Annotated in this window: 22 protein-coding genes; 14 read left to right on the forward strand and 8 right to left on the reverse strand. The window is 72.3% G+C overall.

Annotation, left to right across the window (positions count from 1 at the left end; genetic code table 11):
• Positions 1 to 277 precede the first annotated feature (277 nt).
• Positions 278 to 2,020, forward strand: coding sequence for a DEAD/DEAH box helicase (locus AC29IT_RS08245; protein ID WP_488218572.1), 1,743 nt, complete (start codon positions 278 to 280; stop codon positions 2,018 to 2,020).
• Between the two features lie 64 nt (positions 2,021 to 2,084).
• Positions 2,085 to 3,293, forward strand: a complete 1,209-nt coding sequence (locus AC29IT_RS08250) for a cysteine desulfurase-like protein (protein ID WP_488218314.1) — start codon at positions 2,085 to 2,087, stop codon at positions 3,291 to 3,293.
• A gap of 86 nt (positions 3,294 to 3,379) precedes the next feature.
• Here the strand turns inward: AC29IT_RS08250 and AC29IT_RS08255 are convergent, their stop codons facing one another.
• The gene (locus tag AC29IT_RS08255) at positions 3,380 to 3,565 is read right to left on the reverse strand and encodes a DUF7455 domain-containing protein (protein ID WP_358432964.1); all 186 of its coding nucleotides are present in this window, start codon (positions 3,563 to 3,565) and stop codon (positions 3,380 to 3,382) included.
• 818 nt (positions 3,566 to 4,383) lie between these two features.
• Positions 4,384 to 5,361, reverse strand: a complete 978-nt coding sequence (locus AC29IT_RS08260) for a pentapeptide repeat-containing protein (protein ID WP_488218315.1) — start codon at positions 5,359 to 5,361, stop codon at positions 4,384 to 4,386.
• Positions 5,362 to 5,507: 146 nt separating this feature from the next.
• On the opposite strand from AC29IT_RS08260, the gene AC29IT_RS08265 reads away from it, so the two are divergent.
• Positions 5,508 to 6,122, forward strand: a complete 615-nt coding sequence (locus AC29IT_RS08265; protein ID WP_488218316.1) for a hypothetical protein — start codon at positions 5,508 to 5,510, stop codon at positions 6,120 to 6,122.
• An 82-nt stretch (positions 6,123 to 6,204) separates the two neighbouring features.
• Here AC29IT_RS08265 and AC29IT_RS08270 read toward each other — a convergent pair whose 3' ends face one another.
• The gene (locus tag AC29IT_RS08270; RefSeq protein ID WP_358432970.1) at positions 6,205 to 7,605 is read right to left on the reverse strand and encodes an RNA polymerase sigma factor; all 1,401 of its coding nucleotides are present in this window, start codon (positions 7,603 to 7,605) and stop codon (positions 6,205 to 6,207) included.
• Positions 7,606 to 7,911: 306 nt separating this feature from the next.
• Entirely contained in the window at positions 7,912 to 8,670 is a 759-nt protein-coding gene (ppgK, locus tag AC29IT_RS08275; RefSeq protein ID WP_358432972.1) for a polyphosphate--glucose phosphotransferase, read from the reverse strand.
• 87 nt (positions 8,671 to 8,757) lie between these two features.
• Here ppgK and AC29IT_RS08280 point away from each other — a divergent pair, with 87 nt between their 5' ends.
• Positions 8,758 to 9,564: an inositol monophosphatase family protein gene (locus AC29IT_RS08280; protein ID WP_488218317.1), complete on the forward strand. Its 807-nt coding sequence runs from the start codon at positions 8,758 to 8,760 to the stop codon at positions 9,562 to 9,564.
• Between the two features lie 59 nt (positions 9,565 to 9,623).
• On the opposite strand, the gene cei is transcribed toward AC29IT_RS08280, so the two are convergent.
• Positions 9,624 to 10,352, reverse strand: a complete 729-nt coding sequence (gene cei, locus AC29IT_RS08285; protein ID WP_488218318.1) for an envelope integrity protein Cei — start codon at positions 10,350 to 10,352, stop codon at positions 9,624 to 9,626.
• A 357-nt stretch (positions 10,353 to 10,709) separates the two neighbouring features.
• Here cei and AC29IT_RS08290 point away from each other — a divergent pair, with 357 nt between their 5' ends.
• Positions 10,710 to 11,012 (forward strand): DUF4193 domain-containing protein, encoded by a 303-nt coding sequence (locus AC29IT_RS08290; protein ID WP_224955409.1) that lies wholly within the window; start codon positions 10,710 to 10,712, stop codon positions 11,010 to 11,012.
• 327 nt (positions 11,013 to 11,339) lie between these two features.
• On the opposite strand, the gene AC29IT_RS08295 is transcribed toward AC29IT_RS08290, so the two are convergent.
• A complete protein-coding gene (locus AC29IT_RS08295; RefSeq protein WP_488218319.1) occupies positions 11,340 to 11,843 on the reverse strand; it encodes a DUF3093 domain-containing protein in 504 nt (167 codons plus the stop codon).
• 24 nt (positions 11,844 to 11,867) lie between these two features.
• Between AC29IT_RS08295 and dut the strand changes: the two genes are divergently transcribed.
• The 4 genes from dut (at position 11,868) to AC29IT_RS08315 (ending at position 14,358) form a co-directional block, all read left to right on the forward strand.
• Positions 11,868 to 12,362 carry a dUTP diphosphatase gene (dut, locus tag AC29IT_RS08300; protein ID WP_358432980.1) on the forward strand — a complete coding sequence of 165 codons (495 nt, stop codon included), beginning with the start codon at positions 11,868 to 11,870 and terminating at the stop codon, positions 12,360 to 12,362.
• A gap of 4 nt (positions 12,363 to 12,366) precedes the next feature.
• On the forward strand, positions 12,367 to 13,008 hold the full coding sequence (locus AC29IT_RS08305; RefSeq protein ID WP_358432982.1) for a DUF3710 domain-containing protein: 642 nt from the start codon (positions 12,367 to 12,369) through the stop codon (positions 13,006 to 13,008).
• A gap of 199 nt (positions 13,009 to 13,207) precedes the next feature.
• Entirely contained in the window at positions 13,208 to 13,585 is a 378-nt protein-coding gene (locus AC29IT_RS08310) for an OB-fold nucleic acid binding domain-containing protein (RefSeq protein ID WP_358432984.1), read from the forward strand.
• Positions 13,582 to 14,358, forward strand: coding sequence for a DUF3159 domain-containing protein (locus tag AC29IT_RS08315; RefSeq protein WP_488218320.1), 777 nt, complete (start codon positions 13,582 to 13,584; stop codon positions 14,356 to 14,358). Before AC29IT_RS08310 ends, AC29IT_RS08315 begins: the two co-directional genes overlap by 4 nt.
• 228 nt (positions 14,359 to 14,586) lie before the next feature.
• Here AC29IT_RS08315 and AC29IT_RS08320 read toward each other — a convergent pair whose 3' ends face one another.
• Both AC29IT_RS08320 and AC29IT_RS08325 read right to left on the reverse strand, forming a co-directional pair.
• The gene (locus tag AC29IT_RS08320) at positions 14,587 to 15,246 is read right to left on the reverse strand and encodes a potassium channel family protein (protein WP_358432986.1); all 660 of its coding nucleotides are present in this window, start codon (positions 15,244 to 15,246) and stop codon (positions 14,587 to 14,589) included.
• The gene (locus AC29IT_RS08325) at positions 15,246 to 15,911 is read right to left on the reverse strand and encodes a potassium channel family protein (protein WP_358432988.1); all 666 of its coding nucleotides are present in this window, start codon (positions 15,909 to 15,911) and stop codon (positions 15,246 to 15,248) included. Before AC29IT_RS08325 ends, AC29IT_RS08320 begins: the two co-directional genes overlap by 1 nt.
• 239 nt (positions 15,912 to 16,150) lie before the next feature.
• Between AC29IT_RS08325 and AC29IT_RS08330 the strand changes: the two genes are divergently transcribed.
• From AC29IT_RS08330 to AC29IT_RS08350, 5 genes are all read left to right on the forward strand, one after another.
• On the forward strand, positions 16,151 to 18,163 hold the full coding sequence (locus AC29IT_RS08330) for an APC family permease (protein WP_358432990.1): 2,013 nt from the start codon (positions 16,151 to 16,153) through the stop codon (positions 18,161 to 18,163).
• Positions 18,160 to 19,401: a class I SAM-dependent RNA methyltransferase gene (locus tag AC29IT_RS08335; protein WP_488218321.1), complete on the forward strand. Its 1,242-nt coding sequence runs from the start codon at positions 18,160 to 18,162 to the stop codon at positions 19,399 to 19,401. The genes AC29IT_RS08330 and AC29IT_RS08335 overlap by 4 nt, the downstream gene beginning before the upstream one ends.
• Before the next feature lie 590 nt (positions 19,402 to 19,991).
• On the forward strand, positions 19,992 to 21,923 hold the full coding sequence (dxs, locus tag AC29IT_RS08340) for a 1-deoxy-D-xylulose-5-phosphate synthase (protein WP_358432994.1): 1,932 nt from the start codon (positions 19,992 to 19,994) through the stop codon (positions 21,921 to 21,923).
• Positions 21,924 to 22,019: 96 nt separating this feature from the next.
• A complete protein-coding gene (locus AC29IT_RS08345; RefSeq protein ID WP_358432996.1) occupies positions 22,020 to 22,706 on the forward strand; it encodes a response regulator transcription factor in 687 nt (228 codons plus the stop codon).
• 38 nt (positions 22,707 to 22,744) lie between these two features.
• Positions 22,745 to 23,869 (forward strand): sensor histidine kinase, encoded by a 1,125-nt coding sequence (locus AC29IT_RS08350; protein ID WP_488218573.1) that lies wholly within the window; start codon positions 22,745 to 22,747, stop codon positions 23,867 to 23,869.
• Positions 23,870 to 24,067 lie beyond the last annotated feature (198 nt).

Below are 24,067 nucleotides of genomic sequence, written 5' to 3' on the forward strand. Positions count from 1 at the left end.
GAACCGGGAGTGTCAGTGCGATCTCGATCCGGCTCGCGGGTCGGTGCGCCCGGTCACGGGAGGCGGGACGGTAGGCTGCGGGTCGCCCTCGGCGGATCTCCCGCTCGGCGCGGAGTCGCGCGGCGGGACGGGTGGACGGTTCCACCGGGTCGCCGGGGCGTCTCCGCGCCCGGCCGGTGATCCGCAGGTTCGCGCCGCGCGCATCGCGAGGGGGAGAAGGCTCAGGAAGGAGCGGCGAGCAAGCGTGTCCGAGGCACAACTCGATCCAGTCCGATCTGTGCTCAGCGACCCGTCGCAGGCCGCCCAGCGCCCGCTGCGCGCCTGGCAGCGCCGGGCGCTGGCGAAGTACCTCTCCAGCAACCCGCAGGACTTCACCGCCGTCGCCACGCCCGGCGCGGGCAAGACGACGTTCGGCCTGCGCATCGCCGCGGAGCTGCTGGCGGACCGGACGGTGGAGTCGGTGACGGTGGTCGCCCCCACCGAGCACCTCAAGCACCAGTGGGCGTTGGCCGCGGGCGGCGCCGGTATCCCGCTGGACCCGGACTTCCGCAACTCCGACGGCTTCACCTCCAGCGACTACCGCGGCGTGGTGGTCACCTACGCGCAGATCGCCGCGCATCCCACGCTGCACCGGGTGCGCACCGAGCGGCGCAAGACCCTGGTGATCCTGGACGAGGTCCACCACGCGGGCGACGCGAAGTCGTGGGGCGATGCGACGCGCGAGGCGTTCACGCCCGCGGTGCGGCGGCTGGCGCTGACCGGTACCCCGTTCCGCAGCGACGACACGCCGATCCCGTTCGTGAACTACGAGCCGGACGCCGACGGCTCGATGCGGAGCAAGGCCGACAGCTCCTACGGCTACTCGGACGCGCTGCGCGACGGCGTGGTGCGACCGGTGATCTTCCTGGCGTATTCGGGGGAGACCCGGTGGCGCACCAACGCGGGCGACGAGTTCTCCGCGCGCCTCGGCGAACCGCTCACCGCCGAGCAGACCGCGCGGGCCTGGCGCACCGCGCTGGACCCGGCGGGGGAGTGGATCCCCGCGGTGCTGCAGGCGGCGCACACCCGGCTGCAGCAGCTGCGCAAGGGCGGTGTGCCGGACGCGGGCGGGCTGGTGATCGCCTCCGACCACGTCACGGCGAAGGCGTACGCGAAGGCGCTGGAGCGGCTGACCGGCTCGGTGCCGACGGTGGTGCTCTCCGACGACCCGAAGGCCTCCGGCCGCATCGCCGAGTTCGCCGACTCCGACGACGAGTGGATGGTCGCGGTCCGGATGGTCAGCGAAGGCGTCGACGTCCCGCGGCTGGCCGTCGGCGTCTACGCCACCAGCGCCTCCACCCCGCTGTACTTCGCGCAGGCCATCGGCCGCTTCGTCCGCGCGCGGCGCCCCGGGGAGACCGCGAGCATCTTCCTGCCGAGCGTGCCGGTGCTGCTGGAGCTGGCCAGCCAGCTCGAAGCCGAGCGCGACCACGTGCTGGGCAAGCCGCACCGGGAGAAGGACGGCTGGGAAGACGAGCTGCTCGCCGACGCGAACCGCACCAAGGACGAGCCGGGCGAGGAGGAGAAGGCGTTCACCTCGCTGGGCGCCGATGCCGAACTCGACCAGGTGATCTACGACGGTTCCTCGTTCGGCACGGCGGCCTTCGGCACCAGCGAGGACGAGCAGGACTACCTGGGCCTGCCCGGGCTGCTCGAACCGGACCAGGTGCGGGCCTTGCTGCGCCAGCGCCAGGAGCAGCAGCTGGAGACCGTCGGCAAGCGGGAGGCCGCGGACAAGGAGCAGAAGGCCGCGGAACGCGTCGAGCAGGCCGAGCAGGCCCGCCGCCCGCAGAGCGTGCAGGAACGGCTGAAGGGGCTGCGCAAGGAGCTCAACACGCTCGTCTCGCTGCACCACCACCGCACCCGCAAACCGCACGGCAAGATCCACAACGAGCTGCGGCGGATCTGCGGTGGCCCGCCCACCGCGATGGCCACCGTCGAACAGCTGGAGGAGCGGATCGCCACCCTGCGGTCCTGGTGACACCCGGCTGCGGCCGGTGTCCGATCGCGACCCGCGTGTGATCGCCCGTACCTACCCTCTCCCCATGGCATTCGACGTGGAGAAGGTGCGGGCCCGGTACCCGGCGCTGTCCGACGGCCGGTCCTGGCTCGATGCGGCGGGCGGGACGCAGGTCCCGCAGCAGGTGATCGACGCGGTCGCGGACGTGCTGGCCCGCGGGGTCTCGAACGTGGGCGGGGACTTCGAGTCCAGCCGCCGGGCGGCGTCCGTCGTGGCCGGGGCGCGGGCCGCGGTGGCCGATCTGACCGGAGCTCCCGGCCCGGAGTGCGTGGTGTTCGGGCCGAGCACCACGGCGCTGGTCTACCGCTTCGCCGGGGTGCTCGCCGCCGGCTGGCGGCCCGGTGACGAGGTGGTGGTGACCGAGCTCGACCACGACTCGAACGTGCGCCCGTGGGTGCAGCACGCGCAGCGGGCCGGGGCGACCGTGCGGTTCGCCCCGATCGACCCCGACACGGGGGCGCTGGCCGCCGAGCGGGTGGTGGAGCTCATCGGGGAGCGGACCAGGCTGGTCGCGGTCACGGCGGCGTCGAACCTGGTCGGCGACGTTCCCGACGTCGCGGCGATCACCCGGCGGGCCCGCGAGGTGGGGGCGACCAGCTTCGTCGACGGCGTGCAGCACTGCCCGCACGCCGAGGTGGACCTCGCCGCGCTCGGTGCCGATTTCTACGCGACCAGCGCCTACAAGTGGTCCGGCCCGCACCTGGCGGCCGTGGTGGCGGCCGACCCGTGGTCGCTGGAGACGTTGAACCCGGACAAGCTGCTGCCCTCGCCGGACGAGATCCCGACCCGGTTCGAGCTGGGCACCGCGCCGTTCGAATCGCTGGCGGGCGTGACCGCGGCGGTCGACCACCTCGCCGAACTGGATCCGGCGGCCACCGGAACCCGCCGGGAGCGGCTCCTCGCGAGCCGCCGCGCGGTCGTCGCCCACGAGGACGCGCTGGCCGCGCTGCTGTTCGACGGGATCGCGGAGCTGCCGCACGTGCACCGGGTCGGCCGGCCGGTGGGCCGTCCCACGCCGATCGCGGCGTTCACCGTGCCCGGCCGCTCGCCCGCGGAGGTCGCCGGGTCGCTCGCCGAGCGGGGGATCAACGTGTCCGCCGGGCACGGCTACGCGTGGCAGGCGGTACGCGCGCTCGGCGTCGGCGAGGCGGGCGTGGTGCGCGCCGCGCTGTGCCACTACAGCGAGGAGGCCGACGTGCGGCGGCTCCTCGACGCGCTCGGCGAACTGGCCTGACCGCGGGTCCCGGCTCGACCGGACGCCCGGGGAACGCCGAAAGCCCCGGAGAACCAGGTTCTCCGGGGCTTTCGGGTCGGGTGTCGTTACTGGTCGTCCTGCTGGAGTTCGGCGTCCATTTCCCGCAAGCGCGGCTCGAACTCCCGGCCGTGGTGCCCGCAGAACAACAGCTCCCCACCGGATGGCAGTACGGCGCGAAGCTTCGCAGCGGCCCCGCAGCGGTCGCAGCGGTCGGCGGCGGTCAGCTCGGGGCGGGTGAGCGTTCCAGGCATCGTGATCTCCCTCCGTCCCGGCGCCGGGTCGTACCCCGACGCCCTCGATCCTGCTGCGACCACCGGTGGCCCACTGGCGGCGGGGCCGGTGCTCGCTTACCCCACTCTTGCAGACGCACAGCCGTACGTCAGTGTTCCCGTGCGGAGTGGCGACCGTCGTCACGTCGAAGTACCCGCTTGCCGCAGCCCCGGTAGCGGAGCGTGGCAATCTCGTCACGGCGCCGTTTTCGAGTCGCCTGACCAGGGAAAATGGTGAGCTTCGAATTGCGCCGAACGGCGTTTCGTGCGTACCGGCGGTGCGCATTCCCGGCTCCGGGCGCGAACCGTTCTGCTGCAAGCGAACGACCCGCACGCCTGGGATGCGTCGAATTCCCCAGAATCAATGTGTGATGAATCACGTCTGGATTCCCATCGATTCCGGCGAATCCGGCGTGATATCGCCGCGGCGGGGCCTCCGCGGAACGTTCCGGTCTCGGCTCGCCGGGCCTGGGAGGGATCGTGCGGATCGATCGGGGTGGAGCGGCCACCAAGCCGCGCCGGTGCCGTCGAGCGATCACGCGGATCCACTCCGTGATCCGGGCGTCCGAAGCTCCGGGCGAGACGGACTGCTCCGGCCGGGAGATCGACCGCGGTCGGCCCACGGCCGCCGCGATCACCTAACCGAGCGGGTCCGTGGGCGAACCACCACCGAGCATCGACCGAGCCGTCCGCTTCGAGCGGTTCGCGCGGGTGCATCGCCTGACAGCGAGTCGTGCGTACATCGTCGACATGGGTGTTCACCCACTTCCACATCTCGAGGGTTCGGCCTTCCGGCCGGATCATCCTTTCACGTGGGGTGATGCGTCGGAAGATTCATTACCCGATCGTACGAGCAGGTGCTCCCCGCCGTCCGGTTCCTCGCGCCAGCCTGCGGGCCACTTGCGGCGGACCCCGTCGTCGGGTGGCGTCGCGCACGCGCCGGTCAGGGCGGCCTCGGTGTGCGTGCCGAAGTCGACCTCGCCGGCGAACAGGGCGCCGCGGAAGTTCGCGCCCTCGCCGTCGAAGGTCACCCGCCGGAAGTCCGCGATCCCGGTGAACCGCGCTGACCGGAAGTCGGCCTGCTGCTCGAACACGGCGCCGCGGAACACGCCGGGTCCGTCGAAGCGGGCCCCGGCGAACGTCGCCTGCCGCACCCGGCAGCGGGTGAACCGGAACGTGCTCAGCACCGCGCCCGCCAGGTTCAGCCGGATATCCGGCCAGAACAGCTCGGCGGTGTCCGCATCGGTGCGCAGGTGCGCGGCGAGCACCGACTGCGCGGTGTCCCGCACCTGCTGCTCCAGCGCGGGACCCGCGTCGTCCGCGCCGGACGCGGCGGCGGGCATCCGCAGGTAGGCGCACAGCAGGTCCACGATGGTCTGCCGGTGCTCCGGGTTGTTCTGCCCGAGCCGTTCCAGCGCGAAGATCCCGGCCAGCCGCACCGGCGCCTTGTCGCTGCCGAGCTGGTCCGCGGCCCGGCCGTAGAGCTCGGTCACCCTGGCCTCGGTCGAGTCGTGGCTCTTGATCTCGATGTCCAGCTCGGTGGACCGCTGCTTGCGCGCGGTCAGCAGCAGGCCGGCGGCCCCGCCACCGCCGAGCACGATGCTGAACGCGGTGCGGATGGCGTCCAGCCGAGTCCCGGCCTCCGGACCGGTGTTGCTGACCAGCACCCACAGCGCGGTGATCGAGATCAGCCCCAGCAGCACGAGCCCGATGGCCCAGGCCACGATCGCCGCGTTCGACAGGACTTCGGGTCGCCGAGTACTCCGCCGTTCGCTCACCACATGATCATGTGGCGCCGGCCGGCGGTCCCGCCGCGGAACAGCGCAACGTCACCCGGATGCACGGCCCGGTGGCGCGGAGTGACCGGGCTCCCGGTTTCGTCGAAGCACCTCTCCGGACCGTGGCGTCTCGCTAATCTCCGCGGGTGATCACTGAACACGTCGGCGTGACCGCGCTGACCCACGTGCACGCCCGCCCCGGTGGCCGAGGAGTGCTGCGCTTCGACCAGCAGGGCTGGGCCCTGCACCGCACCGCCTTCGCTTGGCCCGACCTCAAACGGCTGATGATCTGGGTGGTCGTCGCCACCTGGGTGCTGGCGGTGCTGGCCATGCCCTTCCGCGAGCGGCTGGAGCACGACGACACCGCCCAGCTGGTCGCCGCGATCATCGCGACGCCCATGTTCCTGATCCTGGTCGGCCTGCTGCTGTACTGGTCGGTGAACCTGATCGCCGAGGTCGTGTCGATCGCGTTCACCGTCGTCACCCTCGGGCACTTCCAGCGGAACCCGCCGCGCTGGCTGCAGCGGTTGCGCGCCGCCCGGCGCCGGAAGTCCGCACCGGGCGAGCCGTCCGCGCCGGTCGCCGCGCACCGCTACGACTCCGTCGTCGAGGGCCGGGTGCTGCACCGGTTCCGCCGCACCGTCGTGCTGCTGCGCACCACCAACGGGCGCACGCTGCGCTACCGAACCTGGGGGTTCGCCGGACGGACCCGGCTGCTCGGCAACGCCTTCGCCGAGCACCTCGGCGACCGGCTCCGCTGAGGCGGGGCGGGCCGGACCCCGCCCTGAACGCACCGGAGGCCGGTACCCCGCGGGGTACCGGCCTCCGATGTGGTTCGGGATCTCAGTCCAGGTAGTCGCGCAGCACCTGGGACCGGGACGGGTGACGCAGCTTCGACATCGTCTTCGACTCGATCTGCCGGATGCGCTCGCGCGTCACCCCGTAGACCTGGCCGATCTCGTCGAGCGTCCGCGGCTGGCCGTCGGTGAGGCCGAAGCGCAGCCGCACCACGCCCGCCTCCCGCTCGGACAGCGTCGCCAGCACCGACTGCAGCTGGTCCTGCAGCAGGGTGAACGACACGGCGTCGACGGCGACGACCGCCTCGGAGTCCTCGATGAAGTCGCCGAGCTGGCTGTCGCCCTCATCGCCGATCGTCTGGTCCAGCGAGATGGGCTCCCGGGCGTACTGCTGGATCTCCAGCACCTTCTCCGGGGTGATGTCCATTTCCTTCGCGAGCTCTTCGGGCGTGGGCTCGCGGCCCAGGTCCTGCAGCAGCTCGCGCTGGATGCGACCCAGCTTGTTGATGACCTCGACCATGTGCACCGGGATGCGGATGGTGCGGGCCTGGTCGGCCATCGCGCGGGTGATGGCCTGCCGGATCCACCAGGTGGCGTACGTGGAGAACTTGTAGCCCTTGGTGTAGTCGAACTTCTCCACCGCGCGGATCAGACCGAGGTTGCCCTCCTGGATCAGGTCCAGGAACGCCATGCCGCGGCCGGTGTAGCGCTTGGCGAGGCTGACCACGAGCCGGAGGTTGGCCTCCAGCAGGTGGTTCTTGGCCCGCTCGCCGTCCCGGACGATCCAGCGCAGGTCGCGCTTCATCTGGAACGTGAGCTTCTCGTCGGCCTCCTCGGCCTGGCGGAGCCGCTCGGCGCCGTAGAGGCCGGCCTCGATCCGCTTGGCGAGTTCGACCTCCTCCTCGGCGTTGAGCAGCGCGACCTTGCCGATCTGCTTCAGGTAGGCGCGCACCGAGTCGGCGGAGGCGGTGAGCTCGGCGTCCTTGCGGGCCTGCCGCAGCGCCTCCGACTCCTCCTCGTCCCAGACGAAGTCGGAGTCGGTCTTGCCGTCTTCGTCCTCGGGGACGGTCGGCTCCTCCGGGATCTCCACTTCGACCTCGGCGAGGTCACCCACGTCGGGCGAGGTCAGGTCGGTCTCGATCGGTTCGTCGATCTCCAGACCCTCGCCGTTCTTGGCGGTGTTCTTCGCACCGGCCTTGCCCGCACCGGACTTGGCCGGAGCGGCCTTGGTGCCCTTCTTGGCCGCCGGCTTCGCGGCGGTCTTGCGACCCGCCGACTTCGCGGCTGTCGCGGACTTGGCCTTCGCCGCGCCGGTACCGGTCTGGCCGGTCTCTTGCGCGGACGCCTCGGTCTGGGACTGGGATGCGGACTGGGCCGACGAAGACTGGCCACCGCCGGCGGTTGCAGCGGAGCTGGAGCGTCGGGTTGCGGTTTCTGCGGCTGCCACGTACGCCCTTTCGCGACGGTCGATCAGGGCAGGCCGGAGGGCGCGAAACCTCGGCCGCCAGAGGTCGGGGACGACCCACCTTCCAGAACTTCCGAAGCGGAGTCGATTTCGGCTGAACGCCTGTTCCGGCGCCGTGCCGGAGGTTCCGGATGAGGTCGGTCGTGTTCCATTGTAACCGCGACGGTGGAGTGCGGTTCCGCTGCAAGGCGGAGATCGGTCCCGCCCCTGCGCAACGCGGTCCTTCCGAGATCACTCGGACGGGCGTACCGGGGAAACGTCGTGACATCGCCCCGGCCGCCGCGAAGATCAGTCCTCGAGGGCCGCCGCGGCCGTGGCCGCACCGACGATCCCCGCGTCGTTCTTCAGCGTCGCCGCCACGATCGGGGTGCGGATGTCCAGCAGCGGGAGCCACTTGTGCGCCTTCTTGCTGACTCCGCCGCCCGCGATGAACAGGTCCGGCCAGAGGAACTTCTCCAGCCCCTGGACGTAGCGGCTCACCCGCGGTGCCCACTCCGGGTAGCTGAGGTCCAGGTCGTCCTTCACCGAAGCGGCGGCCTGCTTCTCCGCGTCGTGCCCGTCGACCTCGATGTGCCCGAACTCGGTGTTCGGGACCAGCTTGCCGTCCAGGAACATGGCGCTGCCGATGCCGGTGCCGAAGGTCAGCACCACCACCAGGCCCTTGCGGCCCGCGCCGGAACCGGAGCGCATCTCGGCGAGCCCGGCGGCGTCGGCGTCGTTGAGCACGATCACCTGGTCGCGTGACTTGCCGAGCCGTTCCGCGAACAGCGCCTGCGCGTCGGTGCCGATCCAGCTGTCGTCGATGTTCGCCGCCGAATGGGCGACACCCTCCTTGATCACGCTGGGCAGGGTGACGCCGACCGGCCCGGACCAGCCGAACTTCTCGACGATCTCCGCGACCGCGTCGGCCACCGCACCCGGTGTCGAGGGGTGGGGGGTGGGGATTCGCATGCGTTCTTCGGCCAGCACACCACCGTCGATGTCCACCGGACACCCCTTGATGCCGGACCCGCCGATATCCACGCCGAAACCGCGGGCAGTGCCCATGCCCGATCCTTCCTATTCGATTCAGAACGAGGTGTGCAGACCTTATCCGCGCTGTGCTGCGATGTGAACGTGGGATTGACAGCTGACATGGACAACGAAACCCTCCGCGCCGTCGCGACGCAGGTCGCGGGCGAGGCGGCCGAGCTCGCGCGCACGATTCGTGACGAATCGGTGACCGGCGGTGCGGTGCGGACCAAGAGCACGGAGACCGACGTCGTCACCGAGGCCGACCGAGCGGCCGAACGGCTCGTGCGGAACCGGCTCGCCGAGCTGCGCCCCGGCGAATCGGTGCTCGGCGAGGAGGAGGGCGGCGCCGGAGCGCTGGACGGGCTGCGCTGGGTGGTGGACCCGATCGACGGAACCGTGAACTACCTCTACGGCTACCCCTGGTACGCCGTGTCGCTGGCCGCTCAGGTCGACGGCCGGTCCGTCGCGGGCGCCGTGGTGGAACCCGTCTCGGGGCGGGTGTGGAGCGCCGCCGAGGGCGGCGGGGCGTTCTGCGACGGGGAGCGGTTGCGGGCCTCCGGCGCGGACCGGCTGGACCTGGCCCTGGTGGGCACCGGGTTCGCCTACGAGGTCGAGCGGCGCCGCGGGCAGGCGGCGGCGACCGGCAGGCTGCTGGGGCGGGTGCGCGACATCCGGCGCTCGGGAGCGGCCTCGCTGGACCTGTGCGCGGTCGCCGCCGGCTGGCTCGACGCCTACTACGAGGTCGGGCTGAAGCGGTGGGACTGGGCCGCCGGAGCGCTCATCGCGCAGGAGGCGGGCGCGCTGCTGCGGCTGCCCGCGGCCGGGTCGACCGACGGGCTCGGGGACGAGGCGATGGTCTGCGCGGCGCCGGGCGTCGCCGACCGGCTGACCGCGGCGCTGCGCGACGTGGGGGCGTTCGAGGTGTGAACGACGTGATGCCCGCCTCCCGTCCTGGACGGGAGGCGGGCATCACCGCGTTCGAGGGATCAGCAGGCCACGTTGCGGGCGGCCTCCAGGAGGTCCTCGTCGACCTGCGGCGGCCGGACCTCCTGCTCGGCCGAGCCCTGCGGCTGCCGGTTCTTCAGCTCCTGCAGGATCTGCCGGGCCTCCGGCTTGTTCCGGATGTCCCGGAAGTCCTTGCCCAGCGCCAGGTCCAGGCCGTCGCCGTCGCGGTCGTCGCGCACCAACTGCGCGCACGGGACCATCAGGCTCAGCGTGCGGGCCGCGCTCGCCCCGGCGGCGCCGAAGCGGATCTGGCCGTGGCAGTCGAGGTCGTAGTTCGGGTAGACCGGGTCGTTGTCCGGCTCGCCGCCCGGCGCGAACCCGTAGTTCGTCAGCTCCTGGCTGATCAGGCCGGCCTGGTTGGCCTCGCCGTTGCCGTTGAGCACCCGCACCTTCACGTCGCGCGCGGTGATCGGGTTGGTGCGGTCCAGCGCGTCGCGGGGCAGCATCTGGCCCAGCGCGGGCGGTTCCCGCCCCGCGTCGGCGCCGGGCTCCGGCGGTGCGGTCGGAGCACCGGGAACGGTGCACCGGGTCGCGGTCTCGACGTCCTCGGTGGTCTCGAAGACCCGGGTCCACATCAGACCGGACAGGACGACCAGCAGCCCCAGCACCAGGAGAGCGGGAAGCGGTCGCCGTCGCCGGTATCGAGGGCCTTGGCGGCCCCAGCGTGAAGTCGCGGCTGACACGTCCTGCCACTCTCCTCTTGCCGTCATCGGATCGGACGTTGCGCGATCAGCCTAGGCGTTCGCGTTGTGTTCCGCGTCGCCGGACGGGCCGTCGTGTCGCACTTGTTGCGTCTGCTGTTGCAGACGTTCGGGTGATCTTGTCGGATGCCTCGGTGCAGTGCACACCACACATATGGGTGACCTCATGCGTCTGCGGCCCGGGGATGGGCTACCCTCTCGGCGCCTCGGGCAGTGACGGGGAGCGAGAACGGCTCGTTTCAGGGGGAACTTGGGGCGCAGCAGGCGAGATCACCGTCACGCACGCCCCCGGGCACAAATGAGAGCCCTGGAACGTTTACCAGCGGCACACCATTGCAGTCTCCACTATCGCAGGGGTGAATCACGATGGCGACCGACTACGACGCTCCGCGCCGCAGCGAGTCCGAGGAAATGACGGAAGACTCGCTGGAGGAGCTCAAGGCGCGGCGCAACGAAGCGCAATCCGGCGTCGTCGACGCCGATGAATCGGAGATCGCGGAGAACTTCGAGTTGCCGGGAGCCGATCTGTCCGGTGAGGAGATGACCGTCAAGGTCCTGCCCAAGCAGGCCGACGAGTTCACCTGCTCCAGCTGCTTCCTGGTGCACCACCGCAGCAGGCTGGCCGAGGAGCGCAACGGCGGTCTGATCTGCCGCGACTGCGCTGCTTGAGCAGTACCGGACGGGGGTCCGCAGGCGGGGTGGCCTGCGGTGACGCCCGGACGGGGCCGGTGGCGAGGGCGACCTGGAGGGGCGTTCTCGCGGCTCGGGCCACAGCTGTCCGGGCGCAGCGCGACCCCGCGGCTCGAATCGGTGGTTCACCGGTTCGAGCGAAGCGGGGAATCGGCTGCGGCGAGTCGGCGGACGCGGCGAATGGCTACGGCGAAGACCGAACACGGACCTGGGCTCACGAGTGCTCGTGCGCCCAGGTTCGTTGTTTCCCGGGACCGTTCGCCCCGATGAGTCGCGCGCGGTGAACGGGTCGCCGCGCAAGTCCGTTCAACTCCGCAATGCGGCGGCCAATTGCTCCGGACGGCGGGAACTCACCACCCAGTAGGGGGTGGGATCGTCCTCGTCGTTGAGCCAGATGCGCACCGAAGCGGGCGCCCACGGGCGGTGCAGCACGAATGCGGCCGGGTCGAGTTCCGGGCCCAGCGCGCGCCGCTTCTCCGCGGCGGGCACCACCTCGGCGTCCTCGATGAACCGCAGCGGCACGTGCGCGTCGCCGACCCACAGCTCGCCGCCGGTGACCTCGAGCTTCGTGCGGCCGAGCCACAGCGGGACGGCCACCGCGATCGGCAGCAGCAGCACGTACGGCAGCCACGCCCGGATGCCCGGGTAGCCCATGTGCACCTCGGCGGCCAGCAGGCCCGCCATCACCAGCGGCAGCGGCCACGTCCACCAGGCCGCGTAGAGCCGTTCCCGGTAGGTCCGCGACTCGCCGATGTTCGCCTGACCGGGGGCCTCCGCGGCGGGGCTGGTTGCTTCTGCGCTCTCCGACACGCCTCCAGGGTAGTCTCGCCGCCCGTGCCGAACGTGAAGGTCCTGTTGACCCGTCTCGACCCCGAAGTGCCGATCCCGTCGTACGCCCGGCCCGGTGATGCCGGTGCCGATCTGGTGACGACCAGCGACCTCGTGCTGCGACCCGGCGAGCGAGCGCTCGTCGGCACCGGGGTCTCGCTGGCCTTACCCGAGGGGTACGCCGGATTCGTGCACCCCCGTTCCGGGCTCGCCGCGCGCGCCGGGTTGGGGGTGGTGAACTCCCCGGGCACGATCGACTCCGGGTACCGCGGTGAGATCAAGGTGTGCTTGATCAATCATGATCGTGCTGAGACGTTGTCGCTGCGGCGCGGTGACCGCATCGCCCAGCTCGTCGTGCAGCGCGTGGAGTGCGCGGTGTTCGAAGAGGTCGAGGCGCTGCCCGAATCGCAGCGGGGGACCGGTGGGCACGGATCCACCGGCGGGCACGAGGTGCTGACGGGGCCGGCGTCCGCCGGGGCCGAGCACAGGACGGAGGTCTGAGGGGATGTTCGGAAAGGGCCGTCGCGGGCGGGACTCGCGGCAGGACGAGGTCGCGGCTCCGGAGAACCCGCCGGAGGTCGTCGAGGGCGAGTCGGGGCTGGGGCCCTACGACCTCAGCGAACTCCCCACGGGCGACCGGATGGAGCGGCTGGACCTGGGCTCGGTGCGGCTGCCGGTCCCGGAGGGCAGCCAGCTGCAGGTCGAGGTGGACCCGGCGGGACCGGTCCGCGCGGTGCACCTGGTGACCCGGGTGGGCAGGCTCACCATCAGCGCGTTCGCCGCTCCGCGCAGCGCCGAGCTGTGGCCGGAGGTCCGCGCCGAGCTCACCGCGCAGCTGCGCAAGGACGGCGCCACGGTCCACGAGGAAGAGGGCGAGTGGGGCCGGGAGCTCGTCGGCGACTCGCCGCGCGCCGCGCTGCGCTTCGTCGGCGTCGACGGGCCGCGCTGGATGGTCCGCGGCGTCGCCGCCGGGCCGGGGGAGACCGCCGAGGCCTGCTCGAAGCTGCTGTACACGGTGCTCGACGAGACCGTGGTGGTTCGCGGGGACGATCCGCTGCCGGTGCGCACGCCGCTGCCGATCGAGCTGCCGGAGTCCATCGCGCGGCACATCCAGCAGGCGCAGAACGGCGAGCAGCAGCAGGCCTGAGCACGAAGTCGATCACACCTTCGAGTGATCGACTTCGATTTGGCGCCAGGGTGGCGACGCGCGGCTGAGCGCGGGCTACGCTGGTGTTCGGAGCGCGCAGCAGTGCCCCGAGAAGTCAGCGGAAGACCCGGTGGCCCGCCGTTCCCGACGGGCTCCCGGCGGTCGTGTTCCAGTCCCAGGCGTACGTGGAGCGCTAGCGATGAGCAACACCGGGGGCGGCTACTGGCACCGCCTCATGCGTCGGTTGACCAGCGACGTCGCCGAGCTCGACGCCGACGACCTCTCCGAGCGCGCACAGGCGGACGGGGCGCAGCGTGCCTGCGACTGCCGGTGCGGCCAGGAGGCCGTGGTGCTGGGCAGGCTGCGCAGCGTGGACATGTCCCCGAAGAACTCCGCTCCGACGCTGGAAGCGGAGCTGTTCGACGGCACCGAGGGCGTGACCCTCGTGTGGCTGGGGAGGCGCCGGATCACCGGCATCGAACCCGGTCGCACCATCAAGGCCCGCGGCCGGATCGCGGTCCGCGACGGCTGCAAGGTGCTGTACAACCCCTACTACGAGTTGCAGAACACCGCATGAGCGAACGCGAGACACCGCCCGCCGACCAGCGGCCCGCCGCCGAGCCGACCACCGGCCAGGAACCGGCGGGAGCCGCCGCCGAGGCCGCCACTCCGCTGTCCGAGAAGACCCTGCTGGAGCAGATGGGCGGGGTCTCCGGCCTCGCCTACTCGGCCGTGCCGATCGTGGTGTTCGTCATCGTCAACGCGATCGCCGGGATGATGCCGGCCATCTGGTCCGCGGTCGGGCTCGCGGTGGCCATCGCGGTGTGGCGGCTGGTGCGCAAGGAACCGCTGCAACCCGCGATCTCCGGGGTGCTGGGCGTGGCGGTGTGCTCGTTCATCGCCTACCGCTCCGGGGACGCGAAGGGCTTCTTCCTGCTGGGCATCTGGACCAGCCTGGTGTACGGCGGGGTGTTCCTGGTGTCGGTGCTGGCGCGCTGGCCCCTGGTGGGCGTCGCCTGGTCCGCGCTGAACTCGCTCGGCTTCGACTGGCGCAAGCAGCGGGCCGCGCTGCGCGCCTACGACGTCGCCACGCTCGCGTGGGTCGTGGTGTTCGCCGCGAAGTACGTGGTGCAGCAGTGGCTGTACGACGCCAACGAGACCGCGTGGCTCGGCTTCGCCCGCATCGCCATGGGCTACCCGCTGACGGTGCTGGCGCTGCTGGTCACGGTGTGGGCGATCCGCCGCGCCACGAAGATCGCGCAGGAAGCCGCGGACCGCGAGCAGGCGGAGAACAACGCGGCGGACGCAGCCGCGTACACCCGCCACGCGCTTCCCGAAGACGGGAGCTGAGCTCCGCCCGCAGGTGGAACGCGCCGGTCGTGCGCGGCGGGTCCTGTCGTTCCTCAGCCGCGAGCCGCGTTTCCGACCACCCGGACCGATCCGCGGGTGCTCAGCGGTGTGCTCGCCGGGGACGGCGCCTGCTCCCGTGGCGGAGCCGGTGCGGACGATTCCGCGGCGAAGGCGTCGCCGAGGTTCCGCCGACCCGCCCGCCGGAAGACGCTTCCGCGGACCGGTCGCTCAGCGGCCGTGGACCGCTTCCCGGATCTGCTGTTCGACCTCGGCCGCGGCCACGAACAGCAGCTCGTCGCCTGCCTCCACCGGGTCGTCCTGCTGCGGGACGATGACCCGGCCGCCGCGCAGGATCGTCACCAGCGCCGCGTCCGCGGGCAGCGCCAGGTCGCGGACCCTGCGGCCCGCGAGCGAGGTCTCCGGGGGCAGGGTGATCTCCACCAGGTTCGCTTGGCCCTGGCGCAACGTCATCAGCCGCACCAGGTCACCGACGTTGACGGCCTCCTCGACCATCGCGGCGAGCATCCGCGGCGTGGACACGGCCACGTCGACGCCCCAGGAGGTGGTGAACAGCCACTCGTTGCGGGGGTCGTTGACCCGGGCGACGACGCGGCGCACCGCGAACTCGGTCTTCGCCAGCAGCGAGACCACCAGGTTCACCTTGTCGTCGCCGGTGGCGGCGATGACCACGTCGCAGGACTGCAACCCGGCCTCCTCCAGCGAGGCGAGCTCGCAGGCGTCGGCGAGGACCCATTCCACGTCGGGGATGGTCTTCGGCCGGTAGTTCTCGGTGCTGCGCTCGATGAGCATGACCTGGTGGCCGCCGTCGAGCAGCTCCCCGGCGATGGAGTGGCCGACGGCCCCGGCGCCGGCGATCGCGATGCGCATCACTCGGTCTCCTCTGGTGCGCGCAGCGCCGCCGCGGTGACGTCGGTGACGGTGCCGGACAGCGCGGCGACGTAGACGTCGTCGTCGGCTTGGATGACGGTCTTGCGGTCGGGGAGCACGCCGTTGCCGAAGCGCATCACGAACGCCACCCGTGCGCCGGTGCTCTCCTCCAGCTCGACGATGCGCCTGCCCACCCAGTCCTCGTGCAGCGGCAGCTGCAAGACCGCGACGGCGCCGGAGGGTTCGCGCCACGCGGTCGCGACCCCTTCCGGCAGCAGCATCCGCAGGAAGCGGTCGGTGGTCCACGGGACGGTGGCGACGGTGGGGATGCCGAGCCGCTCGTACACGGCGGCGCGCTTCGGGTCGTAGATGCGGGCGACGACGTGCTCCACGCCGAACGTCTCGCGCGCCACCCGGGCGGCGATGATGTTCGAGTTGTCGCCGTTGGAGACGGCGGCGAACGCCGCGGCGGATTCGATGCCCGCTTCCGCCAGCACGTCCCGGTCGAAACCGTTGCCGGTGACCTGGCGGCCCGCGAAGTCCTTGCCGAGCCGGTGGAACGCGGCCTCGTCCTTGTCCACCACGGCGACGGTGTGGTCGAGCCGTTGCAGGGCGGCGGCGAGGGATGCCCCCACCCGGCCGCAGCCCAGGATCACGACGTGCACGGCCTTGTCTCCTCATCACGGGCGTTCGGCGGCACGGCGGCCGACCGCCGCGCCAGCGTGACGGTACCCGGCGGGGCAGCTGCGCGACTCCGCACACGTGCCGACGGGGGCGACCGCCGCTCCCAGCGTGTGCACGGTAGCCGAGGCCGACGGCGCCGCTCACGCGGCCGGGGGCGGGGAGACGTGGGCCACGGGCGGGCCCGGCGGCGCGCGCGGGACGAGCACTTACGCTCATGCCCGTGTCCAAGCTCGCGACCGCGACGAAACGCCTGCTGGTAGGGCGCCCGTTCCGCAGTGACCGGTTGTCGCACACGCTGTTGCCGAAACGGCTGGCGCTGCCCGTGTTCGCCTCCGACGCCATGTCCTCGGTGGCCTACGCACCGGAAGAGATCTTCCTGGTGCTGTCCGTGGCCGGTCTGTCGGCCTACGCGTGGACGCCGTGGGTGGGGGCGCTGGTCGCGCTCGTGATGCTCACCGTGGTGGCCAGCTACCGGCAGAACGTGCGGGCCTACCCGTCCGGCGGTGGTGACTACGAGGTCGCCACCGTGAACCTGGGCAGGCACGCGGGGCTGACGGTGGCCAGCGCGCTGCTGGTCGACTACGTGCTGACCGTGGCGGTGTCGATCTCCTCGGCGGCGGCGAACGTGGGCGCGCTGATCCCGTTCGTGTCCACCCACAAGGAGTGGTTCGCGGTCGCGGCGATCGTGCTGCTCACCGCCGTCAACCTGCGCGGGCTGCGCGAATCCGGCGGGTTCCTGGCCGTGCCGGTGTACGCGTTCCTGTTCGGCGTGCTCGGGATGATCGCGTTCGGCCTGTTCCGGGCCGTGGTGCTGGACCAGCCGATGCGCGCCGAGAGTTCGACCGTCGAGGTCATGCCGGACGAGAGCCAGCTGGCCGGGCTCGCGTTCGTGTTCCTGGTGATGCGCGCGTTCTCGCAGGGCGCGGCGGCGCTGACCGGTGTCGAGGCGATCAGCAACGGCGTGCCCGCGTTCCAGAAGCCGAAGTCGCGCAACGCGGCGACGACGCTGCTGCTGATGGGCGGCATCTCGGTGACGATGCTGATGGGCCTGATCTGGCTCGCGCAGCTCACCGGGGTGCGGCTCGCGGAGAACCCGGCGGCGCAGATCATCTCCGCGCCGCCCGGCTACGTGCAGCACACGATGGTGGCGCAGCTCGCGGGCGCGGTGTTCGACGTGTTCCCGCCCGGCGCGTTCTTCGTGACGGCGGCGACCGCGATCATCCTGGTGCTGGCCGCGAACACCGCGTTCAACGGGTTCCCGGTGCTCGGCTCGATCCTCGCCCAGGACCGCTACCTGCCGCGCCAGTTCCACACCCGCGGCGACCGGCTGGCGTTCTCCAACGGCATCCTGTTCCTCGCCGCGTTCGCGGTGGTCCTGGTGCTGGCCTTCGACGCCGAGGTCACCCGGCTGGTGCAGCTGTACGTGGTGGGCGTGTTCGTGTCGTTCACGGTGAGCCAGACCGGCATGGTGCGGCACTGGAACCGGCTGCTGCGCAAGGAGCAGGACCAGGCGGCGCGGCGCCGGATGCGGCGCTCCCAGGCGATCAACGCGTTCGGGCTGGTGCTGACCGGGTCGGTGCTGCTGATCGTGCTGGTGACGAAGTTCGCGAAGGGCGCGTGGATCGCGCTGGCGGCGATGGGCGCGATCTACCTGCTGATGACGGCGATCCGCAGGCACTACGACTCGGTGCAGGAGGAGCTGGCGGAGTACGACGCCGAGCCCGCGGTGCTGCCCTCCCGCAACTACGCCCTCGTGCTCGTCTCGCAGCTGCACCTGCCGACGCTGCGCGCGCTGGCCTACGCGCGCGCCACCCGGCCGGACACGCTCGAGGCGGTCACCGTGAACGTCGACGACACCGGGACCAGGAAGCTCACCGCCACCTGGGAGTCGAAGGACATGCCGGTGCCGCTCAAGGTCATCGAGTCCCCGTACCGTGAGGTGACCCGGCCGCTGATCGAGTACGTGAAGCGGATCCGCCGCAACAGCCCCCGCGACGTGGTCACGGTGTTCATCCCGGAGTACGTGGTGGGGCATTGGTGGGAGCAGGTGCTGCACAACCAGAGCGCGTTGCGGCTCAAAGGCAGGTTGCTGTTCGAGCCGGGGGTGATGGTGACGAGCGTGCCGTGGCAGCTCGCGTCGTCGACCCGGGCGAAGCAGCGCGCCAAGACACGGGTGATGCCGGGCGCGTTGCGCCGCGGTTTGGGCGAATCGAAGGGGACTGAACGTCGGTGACCGTGAAGTTGGATTGGACCGGCAGGCGCCTGAAGCTGGACGTGGGGCCGGTCGCGCACGGCGGCCACTGCGTGGCCAGGCACGAGGGACGTGTCGTGTTCGTGCGGCACGCGCTACCCGGTGAGGTGGTGCTGGCCGAGGTCACCGACGACCCGGGCAAGGGCTTCTGCCGGGCGGACGCGGTCGAGGTGTTCACCGCGGCCGAAGGGCGCGTCGCGCCGCCGTGCCCGCTCGCCGACATGGCGCTGGGCCACGACCGCTGCGGTGGCTGCGACTGGCAGCACGCCGACCACGGCACGCAGCGGGAGCTGAAGGCGGCGGTCCTGCACGAGCAGCTGCAGCGCCTCGCCGGACTGGACCGGCACGTCGAGGTCCAGGAGCTGCCGGGCGGCCCGCTGCGCTGGCGCACCCGGGTGCGGCTGTCCGTGGACCGGGTCGGGCGGCCCGGGTTCCACCCGCACCGCAGCCACCGGGTGCTGCCGGTGCAGGACTGCCCGATCGCGGTGCGCGGCGCGCTGGACGGGCTCGCCGACCGGGAATGGCCGCAGGGCGCCGAACTGGAGGTCGCCACCGACGCGGACGCCGCCGTGCACGTGACCCTGCGGGAACGCGCGCCGCAGCGCCGCCGCGGCAAGCGCGGTGCCGTCGTGAGCACGCCGGTGCACGACTCCGGCACGGCCCGGGAGCAGGCCGCGGGCCGCTCCTGGGACGTGTCCGCGGACGGGTTCTGGCAGGTGCACCCGGCCGCCGCCGACACCTTCGCGCGGGTCGTCGCCCGGATGGCGCAGGTGCCGGCGGGCGGGGTGGCCTGGGACCTCTACGGCGGGGTGGGGCTGTTCGCCGCGGTGCTGGCCGAGCAGGCCGGGCCTGCCGGGGACGTGCTGCTGGTGGAGTCCTCGCGGCGGGCCACCGAGGACGCGGTGGCGAACCTCCGCGACCTCCCGCAGGTCTCGTTCCGGGCGGGCACCGTGGAGGAGGTGCTGGCCGACGAGGAGCTGCCGGAGCCGGACGTGGTGGTGCTCGACCCGCCGCGCAAGGGCGCCGGGCGCCGCATCGTCGAGGCCGTGTGCGCGGCGCGCCCCGCACGCGTGGTGCACGTCGCCTGCGATCCGGCGGCGCTGGCCCGGGACGTGAGCCTGTTCGCCGAGCAGGGCTACCGGCTCGCGGACCTCGAGGCGTTCGACGCGTTCCCGATGACCCACCACATGGAGTGCATCGCCCTGCTGACCCGCGACTGATGCCTCGTCTCCGCCGCCGTCTGCTGCGTGGAGGTGGGGTGGCGGAACCTCAGCGGTTCCCCTGCTGCGGGATCGTTTTCACCGGTGGCTCCGCCACAGGCGAAAACGCTGTCCTCGCGGGGGAACCGCTGAGAACCCGCGGGTGGTCCGGCTGGTCAGGTGGTCTGCGGCTCAGCGGCTTCGCCGCTGACGGGAAACAGACGGAGAACCCACCTGGCAGGTCGGGGGCAGGCGGTGCGGGCTGGTGGGCGGCCCGCCGGACCGGTGGGCCGTCCCCTCGAACGTGGGGCGTGTGCGGTGCGTGGTCGCGTTGGTCGGAACGGGTGGTGATGTTCCGCCCGAGTGGAGGAAATCCCGCTGCGCAGCCCAGGCCCAGCTGTCGCCTGGTGTCCGTTGTGGCCGGTGAGACCGGTGCGGGCGTCGCCCTGACCGGTGATCGGAGCTCCCGGGAGGCGTGCGTACCTTGTCCGGAGCGGGTGGTCGTGCTCCGTAGACTGGTCGCGGTTCCCCGAGGGTGAGCCCGGCCGTCGCGAGGCGCCCCGCCCCGGTGGTGAAGGCATGTGATGCGGGATGACGAACGAGGTGGAGCGGTGACGCTGCTGGAATCCGTGCAAGGTCCGGCCGACCTGAAACGCCTGGAGCACGGTGAGCTGGTGGAGCTGGCCGCTGAGATCCGCTCCTTCCTGATCGAGAAGGTGTCCCGCACCGGCGGGCACCTGGGACCGAACCTGGGCGCGGTGGAGCTGACCCTGTCGGTGCACCGGGTGTTCGACTCGCCGCGGGACGCGGTGGTCTTCGACACCGGGCACCAGGCGTACGTGCACAAGATCGTGACCGGCCGCCAGGAGGGCTTCGACCGGCTGCGCAAGCGGGACGGCCTGTCCGGCTACCCGTCGCGCGCCGAGAGCGAGCACGACCTGGTGGAGAACTCGCACGCCTCCACCTCGCTGTCCTACGCGGACGGGCTGGCCCGGTCGTTCCAGCTCACCGGTGGCGGCAGGCACGCGGTGGCGATCGTCGGCGACGGCGCGCTCACCGGCGGCATGTGCTGGGAGGCGCTGAACAACATCGCCGCCGACCAGGAACGCCCGCTGGTCATCATCGTCAACGACAACGGCCGCTCCTACGCGCCCACCATCGGCGGGTTCGCCGAGCACCTCTCGGCGCTGCGGCTCAACCCGGGTTACGAGAAGGCGCTGGAGCGCGGCCGCAGCACGCTGCGCAACCTGCCGGTGGTCGGCAGGCCGCTCTACACCGGTCTGCACGCCGCGAAGTCCGGGCTCAAGGACGCGTTCAGCCCGCAGGTGATGTTCTCCGACCTCGGCATCAAGTACCTCGGGCCGGTCGACGGCCACGACATGAAGGCCATGGAGCAGGCGCTGCAGATGGCGCGCTCCTTCGGCGGCCCGGTGATCGTGCACGCGGTCACCCGCAAGGGCAACGGCTTCGCCCCGGCGGAGAACCACGAGGCCGACCAGATGCACCAGGTGAAGGTGATCAACCCGGAGACCGGGCTGCCGACCTCGCCGACGCCGAAGAGCTGGACGAACGTGTACTCCGACGAGCTGGTGCGCATCGGTGGCGAGCGCTCCGACGTGGTGGCGATGACCGCCGCGATGCTCGGGCCGACCGGCCTGGACAAGTTCGCGAAGGCCTACCCGGACCGCTGCTTCGACGTGGGCATCGCCGAGCAGCACGCGATGACCTCCGCCGCGGGCATGGCGATGGGCGGGCTGCACCCGGTGTTCGCGGTGTACTCGACGTTCCTGAACCGCGCGTTCGACCAGCTGCTGATGGACGTGGCGCTGCACCGCCAGCCGGTGACGGTGACCTTGGACCGCTCCGGCATCACCGGTGACGACGGCGCCAGCCACAACGGCATGTGGGACATGTCGATCCTCGGCCTGATCCCGGGCATCCGGGTGGCGGCGCCGCGCGACGCGGTGACGCTGCGGGAGGAGCTGCGCGAGGCCGTGGCCGTCGACGACGGACCGACGGTGGTGCGGTTCTCCAAGGGCTCGGTCATCGAGGAGGTCCCGGCGCTGGAACGCGTCGGCGGCATCGACGTGCTGCACCGGCCGGACGGGGGCGAGCGCAGCGACGTGCTGCTGGCCGTCGTCGGCGCGTTCGGCGAGACCGCGGTGGCCGCGGCCCGGCGGCTGGCCGCGCAGGGCATCGGCGTCACCGTCGTCGACCCGCGCTGGGTGACGCCGGTCCCGGAGCAGGTCGTGACCATGGCGGCCGAGCACGAGCTGGTCGTCACCCTGGAGGACGGCGGCAGGCACGGCGGCTTCGGCTGGTCGCTGGCGGCCGCGCTGCGCGACGCCGGGGTGGACGTGCCGCTGCGCGACCTGGCGGTGCCCAACGAGTTCCTGCAGCACGCCTCCCGCGAGCAGGTGCTGGCCGACCTGGGCCTCACCGAGCAGGACGTGGCGCGCCGCGTCACCGAGTGGGTCGCGGACCGGCTCCGCGACAAGCAGCAGGCGACCGAGCTGGACAGCCCGGCCCGCCGCGAAGCCTGAGCAACACCCTCGACGGCCCCTCCACTCGCGGGTGGAGGGGCCGTCGTCGCGACCGCTGGTGATCCCCGCCGGAGCCGGTTGTGGCACGGTGAACCGGTGCGAATCCTTGTCGTGGAGGACGAGCAGCCGCTGGCCGACGCCGTCGCCCGCGGGCTGCGCAGGGAAGGCATGGCCGTGGACGTCGCCTACGACGGCGAGAGCGGCCAGGAGAAGGCGTCGATCACCCGCTACGACGTGATGGTGCTGGACCGGGACCTGCCGGTGATGTCCGGGGACGAGCTGTGCCGCCAGGTGGTGGCCTCCGGCGAGCTGACCCGGGTGCTGATGCTCACCGCCAGCGGCACCGTGCAGGACCGGGTGGACGGCCTGTCGCTGGGCGCCGACGACTACCTGGCGAAGCCGTTCGCGTTCCCGGAGCTGATCGCGCGGGTGCGGGCGCTGGGCAGGCGCGCGACCCCGGCGGTGCCACCGCTGCTGACCGCGCGCGGCCTGGTGCTGGACCCGGCGCGGCGGGTGGTGCGGCGCGACGGCGCCGAGGTGGAGCTGACCCGCAAGGAGTTCGGCGTGCTGGAGGTGCTGCTGGCGGCGGGCGGCGCGGTGGTCAGCTCGGAGGAGCTACTGGAGCGGGTGTGGGACGAGCACGCCGACCCGTTCACCACCACCGTGCGGGTCACGATGATGACGTTGCGCAAGAAGCTCGGCGAGCCCGCGGTCATCGACACCGTCGTCGGCTCCGGCTACCGGGTGCCGTCGGCGGGCCGCGCCGAGCACAGCGGGGCGTGAGCGTGGGCCGAACGGCGGTGCCACCCGGCTTGCGCCCGCTGATCCGGCGCGGTCCCGGGCTGCGCGCCCGGTTGACGCTGCTGGCGACCGGCCTGGTCGCCGCGGTGAGCGGACTGCTGCTGTGGCTGGGCTGGGTGCTGGTCGGCAACGTGGTCGCGGGCGTGCCGCGGCTGCCCCCGGGCGGCCTGGTCCGGGTGGGCGAGGTGCTGGTGCCCGCCGAGCAGCTCGGGGCCGCGCTGCGCACCTCCGCCCGCCAGCAGGTGCTCGGCGCCGGTGGTGCCGCCTTCGTGGCGGTGGTGCTGGCGGCGGCGGTGCTGGCGTGGACGGTGACGGGCCGGGTGCTGCGCCCGCTGCAGGAGGTGACCGATTCGGCGCGGCGGCTGTCCGCGGAGTCGCTGGACGAGCGGATCGCGCTGGGCGGCCCGCGGGACGAGGTCGCGGAGCTGGCGGACACGTTCGACGCGATGCTGGACCGGTTGCAGGCCGCGTTCGACTCGCAGCGCCGCTTCGTCGCCAACGCCAGCCACGAGCTGCGCACGCCGCTGGCGGTGATCCGGACCGAGCTGGACGTGACGTTGAGCGATCCGGACGCCGACGCCGAGGAGCTGCGCCGGATGGCCGAGGTGCTGCGCGAGGCCGCGACCAGGGCGGAACGGCTCGTGGAGGCGCTGCTGCTGCTGGCCCGCACCGACGGCGCCGAACTGGGGCGCGGCGAGCGGGTGGACCTCGCCGAGGTGGCGGCCCGCGCCCGGCGCGGCGTCGAGGCGGAGGCGCAGGCGCGCTCGGTGCGGATCACCTGCGGCGGCGGGCCCGCGGTCGTGCTGGGCGATCCGGAGCTGCTGGAGCGGGTGGCCGGGAACCTGCTGGAGAACGCGGTGCGGCACAACGCCGACGGCGGCTGGGCGGAGGTCGTCGCGGAGGTCGCGGGCCCGGTGGCGCGGCTGCGGGTGTCCTCCTCCGGCCCGCGGATCGATCCGGGCCAGGTGGACGCGCTGTTCGACCCGTTCCGCCGTGCCGGGGTGCAGCGCACCGCCCGGACCGGCGCCGGGCTGGGCCTGTCCATCGTCCGCGCCGCCGTCACCGCCCACGGCGGCCGCGTCACCGCCACCCCCGTCGACGGCGGCGGCCTCACCGTTCAGGTCGAACTGCCCGCGTGGCGGTGAGGGCCGGGGCGTTCGGCGGTGGGCGGCATCCGGTTCGGCGGTGCCGCGCGATGTTCCCGGGAGGTCGGCACCGCGCCCGTTCATCGAGTCGGGCGACGGCACCACCGGCTGCGGAGGACCGCGGAACCGCGGGTGACCGGATCGCGCGGGGGTACCGATCCGCGTGGTCCACCGCCCCGGAACGACGCAGGGCCGGGG

This window comes from Saccharopolyspora sp. MMCC62 (genome assembly GCF_057736575.1).

What these genes read in the sequence shown, in the direction of transcription:
- AC29IT_RS08250 (WP_488218314.1), top strand. Translation starts at nt 2,085, where the DNA reads ATGGCATTCGACGTGGAGAAGGTGCGGGCCCGGTACCCGGCGCTGTCC.
- AC29IT_RS08255 (WP_358432964.1), bottom strand. Translation starts at nt 3,565, where the DNA reads ATGCCTGGAACGCTCACCCGCCCCGAGCTGACCGCCGCCGACCGCTGC.
- ppgK (WP_358432972.1), bottom strand. Translation starts at nt 8,670, where the DNA reads ATGGGCACTGCCCGCGGTTTCGGCGTGGATATCGGCGGGTCCGGCATC.
- AC29IT_RS08280 (WP_488218317.1), top strand. Translation starts at nt 8,758, where the DNA reads ATGGACAACGAAACCCTCCGCGCCGTCGCGACGCAGGTCGCGGGCGAG.
- cei (WP_488218318.1), bottom strand. Translation starts at nt 10,352, where the DNA reads ATGACGGCAAGAGGAGAGTGGCAGGACGTGTCAGCCGCGACTTCACGC.
- AC29IT_RS08290 (WP_224955409.1), top strand. Translation starts at nt 10,710, where the DNA reads ATGGCGACCGACTACGACGCTCCGCGCCGCAGCGAGTCCGAGGAAATG.
- AC29IT_RS08305 (WP_358432982.1), top strand. Translation starts at nt 12,367, where the DNA reads ATGTTCGGAAAGGGCCGTCGCGGGCGGGACTCGCGGCAGGACGAGGTC.
- AC29IT_RS08310 (WP_358432984.1), top strand. Translation starts at nt 13,208, where the DNA reads ATGAGCAACACCGGGGGCGGCTACTGGCACCGCCTCATGCGTCGGTTG.
- AC29IT_RS08315 (WP_488218320.1), top strand. Translation starts at nt 13,582, where the DNA reads ATGAGCGAACGCGAGACACCGCCCGCCGACCAGCGGCCCGCCGCCGAG.
- AC29IT_RS08320 (WP_358432986.1), bottom strand. Translation starts at nt 15,246, where the DNA reads ATGCGCATCGCGATCGCCGGCGCCGGGGCCGTCGGCCACTCCATCGCC.